The organism is Acidiferrimicrobium sp. IK (assembly GCF_025499425.1).
GTDB lineage: Bacteria > Actinomycetota > Acidimicrobiia > Acidimicrobiales > Palsa-688 > Acidiferrimicrobium.
On the sequence record NZ_JAIMCB010000003.1, the window covers coordinates 188942 to 203007 of the forward strand.

The following is a 14066-nucleotide window of genomic DNA, read 5'->3' on the forward strand; positions in this document are numbered from 1 at the left end:
ACCGTCCGGCTCCATCTGACGGACGACGGCGGGGAGCCGCTGACTCCTGACGCTGCGCCGACGGTGACCGTCACGGCCGGTGACGGCACCACGGTGCTGTACTCGGCGCAGACTGGGACGGCGGTGGCCGGCGAGATCGGCCAGTACACCTGGGTGCTGCCCGCCCAGACGCAATGCGACCAGCTGACGGCGACGTGGACGTCGGTCGTCGGCGGGGTGGCGTACCTGACCCCGGTCGAGGTCAACGTGGTCGGCCAGCGGCTGATCGAGCCGTGGCAGCTCCGTAAGGACTACTCGAAGCTGTCGGCGCTCGACACGGAGGACCTCCTGGAGCTGCTCGAGCAGGCCGAGGACCTGTTCACGGATGTGCTCGGGTTCCCGCCGGCGTTGGAGGGGGCGCGCGTCGAGTGGGATGTGCTGCGCGGCACGATCAACGACGCTCTCTACATTGCTGGCACGGTGAACGGTCTGCCGTACGGGTGGGGCGCCGGGAAGATGCTGGTCCCTGAGGTCCGCAAACCGTGGCAGGTGTATGCCGGCAGCATCAACGGCGTGGCGTTGGACCCGACGGCCGACGTGCCGATGATCAAGGTCGAGCAGGGGGCGCTGGTGTGGGCGGACTACCGGCCGTGGATCTCGGGCCGGTACACGCTGTGGGTCGCCCACGGCGACCCTGTCCCGCCCCGCGATCTGCGACGGGCGTGCGGGAAGTACGTGAACCATCTGGCGTCGACGTCGACTTATCCCGATCGGGCGTCTCAAGTTGTAACAGAGGGGGCGACGATCAACTTTGCGTTGCCGACCCCTGACCGGCCGACCGGGATCCCCGAGATAGACGCCGTGCTGGTCCGCTACCGGCTCGACTCGGTCGTCTGACCGTCCGCTGGCGGTCTTGCTCTAGCCGGAGCGGACCTTGGTGTCGATGATCACGACCGCCATCGAAAGGACCCCCTGTGGCTGACGATCTGAGTTCCGCCCAGCCCGCACCACGCGGTGTCGACCTCGTCGCTGCCGCCGCCGGCGGCTTCATCCGTGGCCGGTCCACTCCCGCCACGGCGACGATCACCGCGACCGGCGTCACTGCCGGCGTCGAGGTCGCCGGCCAGGCCGCTCTCCGTCTCGATCTGGTCGTGTCCGCAGCGTCGGGTACCAGCCCGTCTGACACGATCACGATCCAGACGTCCTTCGACAACGGGGCGACCGACGCGTGGCGGACCGTGGCAGCGTTCCCGGCGGTCACCGCTGCGGGCACGACCCGCCAGGTCTTCACCGGCCTCGACCGGTGGGTGCGCGCGTCGCATGTCGTGACCGGCACCACCCCCAGCCTCACCTACAGCCTGTCGGGCGAGGGCGTCTGATGGCCGGCGAGCTCGGCGTCTACCAGATCGCCCAGGACGTCAAGGTCCTCCTCGGCGACTTCGAGGACTACCTCGAGCTGAAGGCCGGCGAGTTCTCGCCGTCCACGCCGGCCGAGGCCGCCGCCGCCCAGCACCTGACGACCTTGTCGCATCAGCCGGAAGGCGCCGACACGTCGCAGCCGATGGCGGTCCTCGTCACGCCGGCCGCCCCGGCGGAGGCCCCGGCCGCCGAGGCCCCGGCCGCGCCGCCCGGGGCCGTCCCGGCTCCGTCGCCCGTCCCGTCGCCGCCGGTTGCCGCCGAGCCGCCGGCCGGTCCGCCTGCTCCTGACCAGCCGGCGGTCTGACCGTGACCGCGTCGCTGATCCAACGGAGGCTGTCGAAGGCCGGCCTGGCCAAGCAGACCGCCAAGGGCACCGCCGCGACCGCAGCCTCCTACGGGTACGGCATCGGGTCGGGCAGCCTGTTCAAGCTCGCGCTCACCGAGAACGAGATCCCGCTCACCTGGTCGAACCGGGACATCCTCGGGTTCGACCGGGCCGGCGTCAAGCCGTCCCAGTCGACCGAGACGGTGGCCACCCCCGACCTCCTCGGCCTGCTGCTCCTCGGCGTGCTCGGCGCCGACGCTGTCACCGGGTCGGCCGCCCCGTACACGCACACGATCACCCCGGCCGCGGTGCTGCCCTACATGACGGCGTTCGGGTCGTTCGGGACCGCCGACTGGGTCACGGTCGCCGACAGCAAGGTGTCGTCCGTCGAGCTGTCGTGGGAGGAAGCCGGCCGCGTCACCGTCAAGGCCGACATCATGGGGTGCACGCCGGCGTTCCTCGCCGCGGCGTACACCGAGACCACCAACGAGGTGATCTCGGAGGTCGGGTTCTTCACTGCCGGCGGCGGCGTCTTCCAGGTCGGCGGCACTCCGGTGCAGTGCTCCGGCGGGTCGATCAAGTTCGACACGCACATCGACCAGCCGATCACCGCCGCCAACGTGCTGCCCACCGACGTCGTCGAGGGCAAGCTCGAGGTGACCTGGTCGCTCAAGTTGCTGCCGACCGACACGAGCATCTTCCGTGAGGTGTATTTCGGGTCCGGTGCTGCGGGGGCCCTGTCGGGGATCGCTTCGTTCCCTGACCTCGCTGCCTTGTCCGCCCAGTTCGTGGGTCCGACGTCGACGTCGCTGACGATCTCGTCACCGAAGGCCAGGATCGAGGTCGAGTTCCCGGAGTCCAACCCGGACGGCGGCCCGGCCGAGATCACCGTGAAGGGCACGTCGACGCTGCCGGCGACGGGCGCGTCGGTGACCGCCGCGCTGCTCAACTCGGTCCCCTCCTACTGATGGCGGTTGTCCGGTTCACGCTGAACGACGGCACCGTCATCGACGGGAACGGGAGCGCACCGTGGACTGTCCGCGAGCAGATCGACTGGGAGCGGCACTTCAAGTGCTCGTTCGCGACGGTCTTCCAGGCGATCGGCGCCGAGGCCGGGAACATCGCTGCCCGGGCCCGGGAGGATGCCGACCTGTCGGAGATCCCCGCCGCGCATTTCCGGGTCGAGTGGCTCCTGTGGTTCGCGTGGCATCGGCTGCGCCCCCAGGTAGCGGGCCGCTTTGAGACGTTCATCGACAGTCAGCTCGCCGACTACGACTTCCTCGACCCTGCGGACGAGGACGCTCCGGCCGTCGAGCCGGGCCCGGCGCCGGACGGGAGCCTGGACCCTACCGGGACGGAACCCGCCTCCACCCTGGCACCGTCGCCGGCGCTGTAGTCGCCGCCGGTTCAGCAGCCGCGTTCGCAGCGATGCTCTGGACGGTCCACGGCCTGGCGCTCGCCGATGTCCTCGACTGCCCGCCGCCGGTCCTCGACCAGGTCGTCGCTGGCATCTGGAAGGCGCACGAGGCCCGGGAGGCGCAAGCCCAGGCGCAGGACGCTCGGGCCGGGGCGATGATGCACCGGATCGTGGACGGCCTCCATGCCAGTTGAGCTGATCGGGTTCCGGGAGCTGCTCGGCGAGCTCGCCACTGCCAAAGGGAAGTCGCGGCGGTCGGTGGCCACCGGGCTCGCGGTCGCAGCGAAGACGATCGCCGACAAGGCCAACCAGTACGCGCCTCGCGGGAAGACCGGGAACCTGTCGGCCAACGGCCGCCCGTACTACACGACGATCTCGGCCGGGGTCGCTTACACGCTGATCTACGCCCCGGTCCAGGAGTTCGCTGTCGACTGGACGCGCCGCTCCCGAGGCCACGGCGGCGGCCCAGCGACCCGCGGCGAGAAGAAGGCCCGGGCGAACGGCGCCGGCGGGGCCGGCACGAACGAGGTGCACTACACGAAGCTGGGGTCGCCTCCCCGGTTCGCTTGGCGTGCGCTCCAGGAGCTGCAGGACGGCCTAATCCTCGACGTCTACGACCAGGTCATCGGCGACCTGCGCTGCAACGGGTGGTTCAACCGGTGAGCAAGACGCTGAAGGCCGTGTTCCTGGTCGACTCGACCGGGGTGGCGCGCGGTGTCGACCAGGCGAAGGCGAAGATCTCCGAGCTGGAGAAGTCGTCGACGTCGATGGGCGACTCGTTCGACAAGCAGACGTCGCGGGTCGGGAAGGCGTTCTCTGGGCTCGGGAACGCGATGGCGACCTTCGGGGTCCCGTTCTCGGGGTCGATCAGCAAGATCGGCACCGATCTGGACAAGGCGAAGTCGCACGCGTCGGGCTATGGCCAGGTGCTATCCGATGTCGGGAAGGTCGCGGGTGGGGTCGCGGTCGCTGGGATGGTCGGGTTCGCTGCGGAGTCGGTGAAGATGGCCGGCGACTTCCAGCAGCAGATGAGCAAGCTGATCACCTCCGGCGGGGAGCTGCAGTCGAACCTCGCCGGCGACTTCTCGGGCGTCGAGAAGCTGATGGCGTCGACGGGCACCTCGAGCCAGCAGCTGGCTGCCGGCCTGTACACGATCAACTCGGCCGGGTTCCACGGCGCGGACGGCCTCAACGTGCTGAAGGCGGCGGCGCAGGGAGCGAAGACCGAGAACGCTGATGTGGCGACGGTCACCGACGGCCTGACGACCATGCTCAACGACTATGGGCTGAAGGCGTCTGCCGCGGCCGAGGTGACGTCGAAGATGGTGATGGCGACGTCGCTCGGGAAGACGACCTTCCAGGATCTCGCCGGGAGCCTGCACACGGTGTCGCCGGCGGCGCAGGCCGCCGGGCTGTCCTTGAACGAGGTTCTCGGCGCGATGGCGACGATGACAGCGAAGGGGACCCCGGCCGCTGACGCCGCGACCTATCTGCGTCAGACGATCCTGCAGCTGTCGAACCCGTCGAAGGTCGCCGCTGGTGAGATGCAGGGCCTCGGCCTGTCCGCGTATGACGTGAGCTCGAAGCTCGGCCAGCGGGGCCTGACCGGCACTCTCGACCTGTTGACGAAGGCGATCGCGGCGCATGTGCAGGGCGGCGCGGTGATGATCGACAACCTGAAGCAGGCGGCGGCGGCCGGGTCCGGGTGGGCGTCGAAGTTGCAGCAGATGACCCCGGCCGAGCAGGACCAGATCAAGAGCCTGGCCGGCATGGGCGTCGCCGCGGCCCAAGCCAAAGCCCAGTTGGACACGCTCTCGGCGTCGGGCGTGAAGTCGACGTCGTCGGCTGGGAGCCTCACATCGGCCACGAACAGCCAGACGGCCGCACAGACCCGCCTCGCTGCCGCTCAGGCCCGGCTGGGCGCCCTGCAGCAGCAGTACGGGGTGACCGACACCAACACGGCCACCGCAGCCCAGTCCCGTCTCGCGGCGGCGCAGGCCCGGCTGGTTGCCTTGCAGGACCAGCTGGCCGGCAAGACGAAGGTGACGGCCTCCGAGCAGAACCGGTTGGCGTCAGCCGAGCAGGCTGTCGCCGCGGCCCAGGCGAAGGCCGGCACGTCGTCCGGGATGACCGCAGCCCAGCAGAACAGTCTGGCGGCAGCGCAACGCGCGGTCGATGCTGCGCAGACGGCCGTGGCCGCGTCGGGGGCGAAGGTCGCGGACGCCCAGTCGAAGGGGACGTCATCGACCGCGGCGTTGCAGGCCCAGATCAAGCAGTACGACGCCGCGGTGGCGACGCTGCCGCCGGCGGCCAGGAAGGTCCTCGACGGGCTCGTAGCGAACCAGCAGGGCTACCAGGACCTGAACTCGACGATCGCGAAGCTGCCACCGGCGCAGCAGACCGCCGTAGCGGCCCTGGCCAAGATGACCGGCGGCACGAAGAGCATGCAAGCAGCGCTCGAGCTGACCGGCGTCTCGGCCTACACGTTCCAAGCCAACGTGAAGAAGGTGGCCGGCGCGACGACCGAGGCCGGCGGGAACGTGGCTGGCTGGGCGACGGTCCAGAAGAACTTCAATCAGAAGCTCGCGGAGTCGAAGCAGACCGTGAACGAGCTGGCGATCCGGTTCGGGAGCATGCTGATCCCCTACCTCGAGAAGGCCATGTCCGCCACGAAGGACGTGGTGGTCTGGTTCGAGAAGCACAAGTCCGCGGCGGAGGCCCTCGCCGGGGTGATCGGCGGGGTCTTGGCGGTGGCGTTCACCGCGTTCACGGTCAACAAGATCGCCGGGATGATCAGAGGCGTCCGGTCGGCGGCGGGGGAGCTGCGGACCCTCGAGCAGACGACGGTGAAGGTCGCTCAGACGCTGCTCGAGAAGTTCGGGATCATCCAGTCGTCGGCGGAGACGTCGTCGGAGGGTGTCGGCCAGGCCGCCGAGCAGCAGGCGGCCCGGGCGAGCACCGCAGCGGAACAGCAGGCTGCCCAGGTGGAGCAGGCAGCCCAGCAGCAGGCGGCCGGCGTGGAGGCAGCCCAGACCGGCCAGCAGACAGCCGTGGAGACGTCCGCGGCCAGCCAGGCCACCGCGGTGGAGTCGTCGGCGGCGACTCAGGCGACGATGGCCCAAACGTCGGCGGAGACCCAGGCTGCCGGCGTGGAAGCGGCGGTGACCGGCATGGCCACGACCGCCGAGACGACCGTCGCGGGGATGGAGACCACGGTCACCGGGTCGGCGGCGGCGATGAGCACCGGTGTGTCGTCGGAGATAGCGGGGATGGCCACGGCTGTCGATGGCGAGGTCGCTGCGATGGCCACCACGGTCGATACGGAGATAGCCGGGATGGCGACGACCGCCGAGGGTGAGGCGGCCGGGATGGCTGCGACGGTCGAGGCCGACTCGGCCGCGGCTATGTCGTCCGAGGCCGGGATGGGCGGCATGGGCGGCGGGATGGGGATGCTCGGCGCGGCCGGCGGGGCGCTCGGCGGCGGGATGATGGCCTACCAGGGCTACCAAGGCAAGGGCGCTATGTCCGATGTCAGCCTGATCGGCGGCAGCGCCCTGGCTGGAGCAGCGATCGGGTCGGTGATCCCCGGCCTCGGGACGCTCGCCGGAGCGGGGATCGGTGCTGGGATCGGCGGCGGGATCGACCTGTACAAGCACTTCTTCAAGGCCGCGACCGGCGGGATCGTGACGCATCCGATGGTCGGTCTGGTCGGCGAGGCCGGCCCGGAAGCGATCATCCCGATGGGCGACCCCAACGCGTTCGCCCAGTTCGTCGGCGCCAACGCCTCCGCGCTGCCGCCGCTCGGCGGCGGGGCGATGCCGGCAGCATCAGCAGCGGCCGGCGCAGGGTCGACAACGACGATCCAGATCACGGTGATGGGGAACGTCGCGTCCGAGCAGGACCTCGTGAACGCCGTCTGGCAGGGCCTCCTCCAGAAGCAGCAGATCAACGGTGTCCTCTTCGCGAACGTCCCCTAGCAGGAGACGACACTCGGCCCATGTCCCAAGTCCCTGCTGCTGCTCTCGCCGCGGCACAGGCCGCGATCGTCACGGCCGGCACCACCTACTACCTGTCGTTGAACACGGCCGACCCGGGGGCTACCGGGGCGAACGAGGGGACCGGGCTGACCCGCCAGGCGATCACGTTCGGGTCCCCGACCTCGGCCACGCCATCGGTCCAGTCGTCGACCGACAGCCAGTCCTTCCCCGGCATGCCCGGCGGCGCTACCTACGGCTATTTCTCGGTGTGGACCGCAGCGACCGGCGGCTCGTTCGTCAGGGGCGGCCAGCTGAACACGGCGATCACCCCGGCCGCCCAGTCGTCGGTGACGGTCGCTACCGGCCAAATCTACTTCCAGGCGGCGTGACGCCAGCCGGGCGTCCGGCGCGGCGGATCCTGTGACCTCTTACGTAGCCGGCTCCGAGGCGCTCGACAACCAGAGCGCCGGCGGTGTCAGCATTCCCCTCCCCGCTGGGGCGACCACCGGCACGCTGCTCGTAGCGCTCATCTACTCGTCGGGTGTCACCGGCGCCGGGGACGGGCACGCCCCGTCCGGATGGTCTGGCAGCGGCGGGGTCGGCGTCGACAGCGACGAGCTGTACGTTTGGTGGAAGGTGGCCGCCTCGGGCGACACCGGGCCGTTCCTGTTCGGCGGCGGCTCCATGTCCGGCGGCGTGATCCTCGCCTACTCGGGGGCCGGGAGCGTCGAGCAGATCGACGTGGTCGACAGCTCCGGCGGCTCGCTCACCACGGCCGTCGCCCCGTCGGTCACCCCCACCGGCGCGACCGACACCTGGGTCGTCGCCTTCGCAGACCCCAACAACCAGACGTGGTCGACACCGGCCGGGATGACCGCCCGAGAAGCCGTCCCCGCCACCCTCCCGCTGTCCACGTTCGATCTGCCCCTGACCGGCACGTCGCCGACCGGAACGGCCTCGAGCTCGCCGTCGGGATCCGGGACAGCGTGGATGGCAGCTTCGGTCCTCGTCGCGTCGAACACGATCTCGACCTCCGGTTCCGGGTCGATCACGCTGACCGGGATGGCGACGCCGGTAGCGCCGCCCGTTCCCACCTCCGGGTCGGGGGACATCGTCTTCGAGGGGAACGGCCAGGCGTACACGCCTCCGTCCTACCCGGTCTCAGGGTCGAGTGGCATCACCTTCAGCGGTGTCGGAGCGGCGGCGGTCATCGCCCCGGTACCGGCCGTCCGGCCGACCCTCGTAGTCAAGGTGGCGTTCGGGTCGAACCCGAACGACGAGACCCTCGTCTGGACCGACATCAGCCGGTGGGCCCGGAAACTGAAGACGATGCGAGGCCGCACCCGCCTGCTGCGCTCCCAAGCCCAGTTCGAGGCCGGCACGCTGTCAGGGGAGCTCGACAACCGCGACCGTCGCTTCGATCCGACCAACACGGCAGGCCCCTACTACCCGGACGTGCAGCCGGAGAAGATGATCCAGGTCGGCGCCGAGTGGGAAGGCCACTACCAGCCGATCTGGACCGGGCTCGTCGACGACTGGCCGCAGCAGTGGCCCGGGTTCTCCGAAGGCAACATCCAGCTCGTAGCGACCGACCTGTTCAAGAGCCTGGCCATCAAACGGGTCCTGTCGGCCGGCTACTCGCAGGCCGTGACCCTGAACGCCCCGACCGGCTGGTGGCGTTGCGGGGAGCCGCCGCCGGTCGAGGGCACGACCGTCCAGACCACCGTCGCCGGCGACAGCTCAGGCAACAACCATCCGGCCGTCTACAGCGGGACGGTCACGCTCGGGACGTCCGGCGCGCTGGTCACCGACCCCAACACGGCGATCTCAGTCTCCGGGAAAGGGTGGGTGCTGCTCCCGCAGGCCGCGAACATCGCTGCGAACGGGCCGGCGACCGTCGAGCTGTGGATGCGCGCGACGGCTGCCCCCGCAGCGGACCAGATGCTGTGGCAGCAGGCCGGCGGGTCGAGCGACACCAACGACATCGCCAGTCTCTACGTCACCACCGGCGGCCGGGTCCAGTTCGACATGTACTCCGGGTCCGCTCAGATCGTGTCCCCGGTCGGGGTCGGCCCCGATGTCTGCGACGGGCTGTGGCATCACATCGTCGCAGTGATCGAAGGCGGAGTCCAGCTGTACGTCGACGGCGTCGACATCGGCGACGCCCTCCTCTACGGAACCTGGTCGTGGACGCCCACCAACATGGTCGCGGCGTTCGGCGGCAGCCTGTACACCGGCAGCGGCAGCTACTACCCGGGCGGCACGACCCCCGCGACGGGCCCGCAGTTCCACGGCGACCTCGACGAGCTCGCCGTCTATCCGACCGCGCTGACCGCCGCGGCGGTCACCGCCCACTACCAGGGGGCAGCGTTCCCGGCCGAAACGACCGGCCAGCGAGTCAACCGGGTCCTCGACGTCCTCGGCCAGCCCACCTCGCGCCGCCGCGTCGACGCCGGCCGCACCTTCTGCCAGATCGAGAAGACCAACGAGAACCAGACCAAAGCGCTGCTCTACCTGCAGCGCTGCGAGCAGACCGAGCAAGGCCAGTTTTACGTCGGCGCGGACGGAGCGACCGTCTTTGAGGACCGCTACCACAGGTACAACAACCCGGGCGCCGATCCCGTAGCGACGGTCGGCGACGGCGGCGCAGCGTTCCCGGTCCCGGCCAGCCTGTATCCGCCCGTCGCGTATGACACCCCGACCGCGTGGTGGAAGCTCGCCGACCCTGCGGGGTCGGCCACCGCGGCCGACTCGTCGCTCGTCTCGTACGGCCCGGACGCCGGCGGCCACACCGGGACTGTGACCGGCGGGGTCACGTTCGGGCCGACCGGCCCCGACGGCGTCGCCGGCCACGCAGCCCTCTTCGACGGCACCTCCGGCTACATCGGTATCGACGGCAGCCTGTTCAACCCGGGAGCCGACCCGGACGGCGTGCTCAGTGTCGAAGCGTGGATCAAGACCACATCGACCGAAGCACCCGTCTTCTACGCCGCCGCGCCCGCCGTCAGCGGGTACAGCTACCTCGCCTACATCGAGATGGCGGTCGTCTCCGGTCAAGCCCAGTTCTTCCTGAGCGACCCGCAGACCGGGAACAGCGAAGGCGTCGGGTTCGTCGGCCCGACCATCAACGACGGCCAGTGGCACCACCTGGTCGGCACCCAGCAGCCGGCCGTGTCACCCGTGGGCGACACGCTGTGGCAGCTGTATGTCGACGGGGCGCTCGTCGGGTCCCACACCGGCACCTACGCCTACCCGGCGGGCTACCAGTCGCCCGGCTACCTCGGCTACAACCCCCTCCAGAACGGGGGCGCCGGCCGGTACCTGGCCGGGAGCCTGGCCGACGTCGTCGTCTACCGGTTCTCGGCGCTCGACCCCGGCCGGATCCTCGACCACTTCGATGCGGCGTCACCGTCGACGGAACTGCCCTACAGCATGGGCGGTGTCGTGGTGCACTTCGACCGGATGGAGCTGTACAACGAGATCCCCGCGACCCGTCAGGGCGGCAACACTCAGGTGGCCATCAACCAGGACTCGGTCACGAAGTACGCCGACCGGACGATGATCGGCGGCCTCTTCGACCTGCTCATGGCCGACGACGCCGACGCCCTCTACTGCGCCCAATGGATCCTCGCCGACACCGCCTACCCGCAGCTGCGCGTCGGCCAGCTCCGGTTCGATCCGAACACCGACCGCAGGCTGTGGAACCTGGTGCTCGGCTACGACATCGGCACGGTGATCACGGTCAACAAGCATCGGATCCCCGGCGGCGGCCCGGGCATCTCTGTCAACTGCAGGATCGAGGGCGTCGAGCACCAGATCGACCCTCCGAACAACTGGACTGTCGTCTGGCACCTGTCGCTGCAAGGCACGCTGCCGTGGTGCATCCTCGACGACCCGGTGATGGGCGTCCTCGACTCCGGCGCCCGCTGGGGATGGTAGGTCTAGCCGACCAGCACGCTTCGCTGCGATGACGTTGCTACCGGCGGACACCCGTCCGCTCATGGTCTGCGCTGAGGACCGCTACCAGCCGGACCCGGCCGGGCCGGCCGCCACCGCCGCCGAGGCGGTCGTCGACCGATTCTGGCGGCATCAGATCGGCGTCCCGGGGAACATGCGGAACGTGCCGAAAGGCCCGTGGCCGACCGGTACCCACCTCGAGATGACCGCGGCCGCCTACGTGAACCACGGCCGGTGGATGGTCGACTGCCCGCACGGCTGCGGGTCGGCTCAGTACGCGTCGCACGCCGACCGGCGCATGTTCTGCGTCGAGTGCTCCTCCGGCGGCACCGGCCTGTGGATCACCGTGTCGTGGCCCTCCCCGGCTGACGTCGCCGCGATCGAAGCGGCGCTCTCCTGCCGACTGGTCCCGAACCGCAACTGGCGGCCCGGCGAAACCGTCGAGCAGCTCCACGCCCAGAACGCCTTCAACGGTGCGGCCTGATGGCCTGGACTAGCCCCCGCACGTGGGCGGTCGGGGACCCGGCGACCTCAGCCGACCTGAACACCTATGTGAGGGACAACACCGCCTACCTGTTCTCGGCGATCGGAGGCGCAGGCGGCGGCGGCGGGATGGTCGTGCTGTACGCCAACGGCGCCTCGACCGGCGCGGGGATCCCGTCGGGGAGTATCGGGGTCATCCTGCACCTCGACCAGGTCGTCGTCACGATGGGTTCCACCGGCGGCGCGATCACGTTCCCGATCGTCCCGTTCTCGTCGTGGGCGCAGATCATCCCGGTCAACGTCGGCACGATCGCCGGGTCGATCTACGAGATCGTCCCGTCGACCACCGGCTTCACATTCCACGTCCTCGACACGGCCGGCGCCGACATGACCTCCGGGAACGTGGGCATCGGCTACATCGCCTTCGGGCAGTAGCCAGACCGGCTGGTCTAGCCGGGCTGCACCATTCGGGCTATGGCGACCATGCTTGACGGCGGCGGCCCGACGGGGATCCAGCCATGCCCCTGACGATCGCTGACTATTCGGAGTTCCAGGGCGTCGTGCGCCCGGACGGGCAGCAGGTCGTGATCGTCCGGGCACACAACGGATGGAGGCCCGACAACGACTTCGTGGCGAACCGGGCGGCTGCCCACGCCGCTGGCTGCGCAGCGGTCGGCCTCTACCAGTACCTGGTGGCTGGCCGTGACGCCGCGCAGCAGGCCGCCGAGCTGTGCGACTTGATCGGCACGCTGGCGCCTAACGAGTGGCTGATCTGTGACCTCGAGGAGGGCCAGGGCGACGAGCAGCCCCGCTGGCAGGCGTGGGATCTCGTTGTGGTCGCCCGCTTCGGCCGCCCCGGATGGCTGTACTCGGGCGAGGCGTTCGCCGCCGCCCACGACCTCCACCCGGATTGGGATGCCGCCTACCAGCCCGGCGAACCGCCGCAGCCGCACAAGCTGTGGCAGGACACCGACGCATACCCTTGGCCGTGGGGCCGCTCGGACGCATCGGTCTACGACGGCAGCCTGGCCCAGTTCCTCGTCGATACCGGCATCACCACCACCCCGGCCACCTCGGCTGGGCTCAACCCTCCGGAGGTACCCGAAGTGCTGCTCATCCGCGACCCCCAGTCCGGGGCGTGCTACCTGACCAACGGGGTCGCCAAGACCTACATCGGCGACCCGGCCGACCTGGCTGCCCTCACCGCCAAGATGGGGGACCCGGTGGAGCTGACCGCCGGCTTCATCGCCAGCTTGCAGGGTGCTGGCCCCGTCTGACCGCGTGAGCTACGACCACATCATCGGGATCTTGGCGGCGACCCTCTCGGTCGTGCTCGCTGTCGGCGTGATCTCCCGCTGGGCGTGGAAACGCACCAAGGCCACCGCCGCCGTCGCAGCGGTCAACGCGCGCAGATTCGTCGAGGACATCGCCACCGAACGGATCGGCGCCCCGCTCGCGATGGAGATGTCCCGCCTGTCCCGCGCGATCGAAGCCCAAAACGACGAGTGCCGCACCGACCGCGCGTTTCTCCACGTCCGGATGCAAGGCCTCGACCGCGAGGTCGGCTACCTGCGAGGGATGGCCAACGCCAGCGAACACCAGGAAGGATCGCCGTGACCGTCTTCTCCCGGCCGCTGCTACGCCGCGCCGACCCGCAGTACCCGTTCCCCGGCCTGTACGGATGGCTGGCCACCGCCACGGTCGTGGTCGGCTTCGATTTGTGGGCGGCCCGCACCCGGCGGCCGACGATGTCCCGCACGCTCGGCCACTACCTGTCGCAGCCGATCCTGGGCCCGGTCCTGGCCGGGAGCTGGGCCGGTCTCGCCTACCACCTCCTCGTCGAGGAACGCCTCGTCGCCCTGGACCGCGCCTTGATCAACGCCCGGTCGGTCGCGGAGATCACGACCCCGCCGTCCGAGGTGCAGTAGCCCGCTCTAGCCCGGTCGGACGCTAGGCGCATGGCCACAGACGCTCCTGTCATCCCCGTCGACGCTCTGAGCGCCGAGATCGGTCCCCCTCTTTCCCTGACCGCCGACACTGGCACACCGACCTGGCTCACCCACGCCCTGACCGTGCTCCTGCCGGTCGTCGCTGTCGTGCTCGCCGTCTGGCAGCCCGGCAACGTCAAGCTCTCCGCCGCATCTCAGGCCGCTGTCATCGTCGGCGGCCTGGTCCTCGCAGCGGCGCTCCACGCCGTGCACCTCATCACCAGGAACGGCCTGTCGAAGGCCGGGCTGACCAAGACCATCACCGAGGAAGAGCAGTGGGTCAAGGCGAACATCGACACCCTCAAGTCGGTGGCCACCCAAGCCAAGCCGCTTCTCGACTCGATCCCCGGCGGCCCGGCCGCTCTCGCCACGATGCAATCCGACCTGGCCGACGTGAAGGCCCGGGTCGGGCAGGTCCCGCAGACGGACCGAGCGGCGATCGCCGAGGTCGTGAAGGAGCTCGTCATCCCCAACGTCCTCGCCGCGTCGCCCGCGGCAGCTCCGCCGGCCAGCTGACCTAA

At 70.0% G+C, this 14066-nt stretch carries 16 protein-coding genes; all 16 read left to right on the forward strand.

The window, feature by feature from the left end; all coding sequences use genetic code 11:
* The first annotated feature begins 63 nt into the window (after positions 1-63).
* The 16 genes from K6U06_RS06555 to K6U06_RS06630 all read left to right on the forward strand — a co-directional run bounded on the left by K6U06_RS06555 (position 64) and on the right by K6U06_RS06630 (position 14061).
* Positions 64-876, forward strand: a complete 813-nt coding sequence (locus K6U06_RS06555; RefSeq protein WP_262321106.1) for a hypothetical protein — start codon at positions 64-66, stop codon at positions 874-876.
* A 77-nt stretch (positions 877-953) separates the two neighbouring features.
* Positions 954-1358 carry a hypothetical protein gene (locus K6U06_RS06560; RefSeq protein WP_262321107.1) on the forward strand — a complete coding sequence of 135 codons (405 nt, stop codon included), beginning with the start codon at positions 954-956 and terminating at the stop codon, positions 1356-1358.
* The gene (locus K6U06_RS06565) at positions 1358-1702 is read left to right on the forward strand and encodes a hypothetical protein (RefSeq protein ID WP_262321108.1); all 345 of its coding nucleotides are present in this window, start codon (positions 1358-1360) and stop codon (positions 1700-1702) included. The genes K6U06_RS06560 and K6U06_RS06565 overlap by 1 nt, the downstream gene beginning before the upstream one ends.
* 2 nt (positions 1703-1704) lie before the next feature.
* On the forward strand, positions 1705-2691 hold the full coding sequence (locus tag K6U06_RS06570) for a phage tail tube protein (protein ID WP_262321109.1): 987 nt from the start codon (positions 1705-1707) through the stop codon (positions 2689-2691).
* Positions 2691-3119 (forward strand): hypothetical protein, encoded by a 429-nt coding sequence (locus tag K6U06_RS06575; RefSeq protein WP_262321110.1) that lies wholly within the window; start codon positions 2691-2693, stop codon positions 3117-3119. The genes K6U06_RS06570 and K6U06_RS06575 overlap by 1 nt, the downstream gene beginning before the upstream one ends.
* 32 nt (positions 3120-3151) lie before the next feature.
* On the forward strand, positions 3152-3334 hold the full coding sequence (locus tag K6U06_RS06580) for a hypothetical protein (protein WP_262321111.1): 183 nt from the start codon (positions 3152-3154) through the stop codon (positions 3332-3334).
* Positions 3324-3803, forward strand: a complete 480-nt coding sequence (locus tag K6U06_RS06585; protein WP_262321112.1) for a hypothetical protein — start codon at positions 3324-3326, stop codon at positions 3801-3803. The genes K6U06_RS06580 and K6U06_RS06585 overlap by 11 nt, the downstream gene beginning before the upstream one ends.
* Positions 3800-7117: a phage tail tape measure protein gene (locus K6U06_RS06590; protein WP_262321113.1), complete on the forward strand. Its 3318-nt coding sequence runs from the start codon at positions 3800-3802 to the stop codon at positions 7115-7117. Before K6U06_RS06585 ends, K6U06_RS06590 begins: the two co-directional genes overlap by 4 nt.
* 20 nt (positions 7118-7137) lie before the next feature.
* Complete coding sequence (locus K6U06_RS06595; RefSeq protein ID WP_262321114.1) at positions 7138-7506, forward strand: hypothetical protein; 369 nt, start codon at positions 7138-7140, stop codon at positions 7504-7506.
* Positions 7507-7537: 31 nt separating this feature from the next.
* Positions 7538-11056, forward strand: coding sequence for a LamG domain-containing protein (locus K6U06_RS06600; protein WP_262321115.1), 3519 nt, complete (start codon positions 7538-7540; stop codon positions 11054-11056).
* A gap of 28 nt (positions 11057-11084) precedes the next feature.
* Positions 11085-11558, forward strand: a complete 474-nt coding sequence (locus K6U06_RS06605; protein WP_262321116.1) for a hypothetical protein — start codon at positions 11085-11087, stop codon at positions 11556-11558.
* A complete protein-coding gene (locus K6U06_RS06610) occupies positions 11558-11992 on the forward strand; it encodes a hypothetical protein (protein ID WP_262321117.1) in 435 nt (144 codons plus the stop codon). Before K6U06_RS06605 ends, K6U06_RS06610 begins: the two co-directional genes overlap by 1 nt.
* Before the next feature lie 83 nt (positions 11993-12075).
* Positions 12076-12834, forward strand: a complete 759-nt coding sequence (locus K6U06_RS06615; RefSeq protein ID WP_262321118.1) for a hypothetical protein — start codon at positions 12076-12078, stop codon at positions 12832-12834.
* Positions 12835-12838: 4 nt separating this feature from the next.
* On the forward strand, positions 12839-13174 hold the full coding sequence (locus tag K6U06_RS06620) for a hypothetical protein (RefSeq protein ID WP_262321119.1): 336 nt from the start codon (positions 12839-12841) through the stop codon (positions 13172-13174).
* On the forward strand, positions 13171-13485 hold the full coding sequence (locus K6U06_RS06625; protein WP_262321120.1) for a hypothetical protein: 315 nt from the start codon (positions 13171-13173) through the stop codon (positions 13483-13485). The genes K6U06_RS06620 and K6U06_RS06625 overlap by 4 nt, the downstream gene beginning before the upstream one ends.
* A 30-nt stretch (positions 13486-13515) precedes the next feature.
* The gene (locus K6U06_RS06630; protein ID WP_262321121.1) at positions 13516-14061 is read left to right on the forward strand and encodes a hypothetical protein; all 546 of its coding nucleotides are present in this window, start codon (positions 13516-13518) and stop codon (positions 14059-14061) included.
* The last annotated feature ends 5 nt before the right edge of the window (positions 14062-14066 follow it).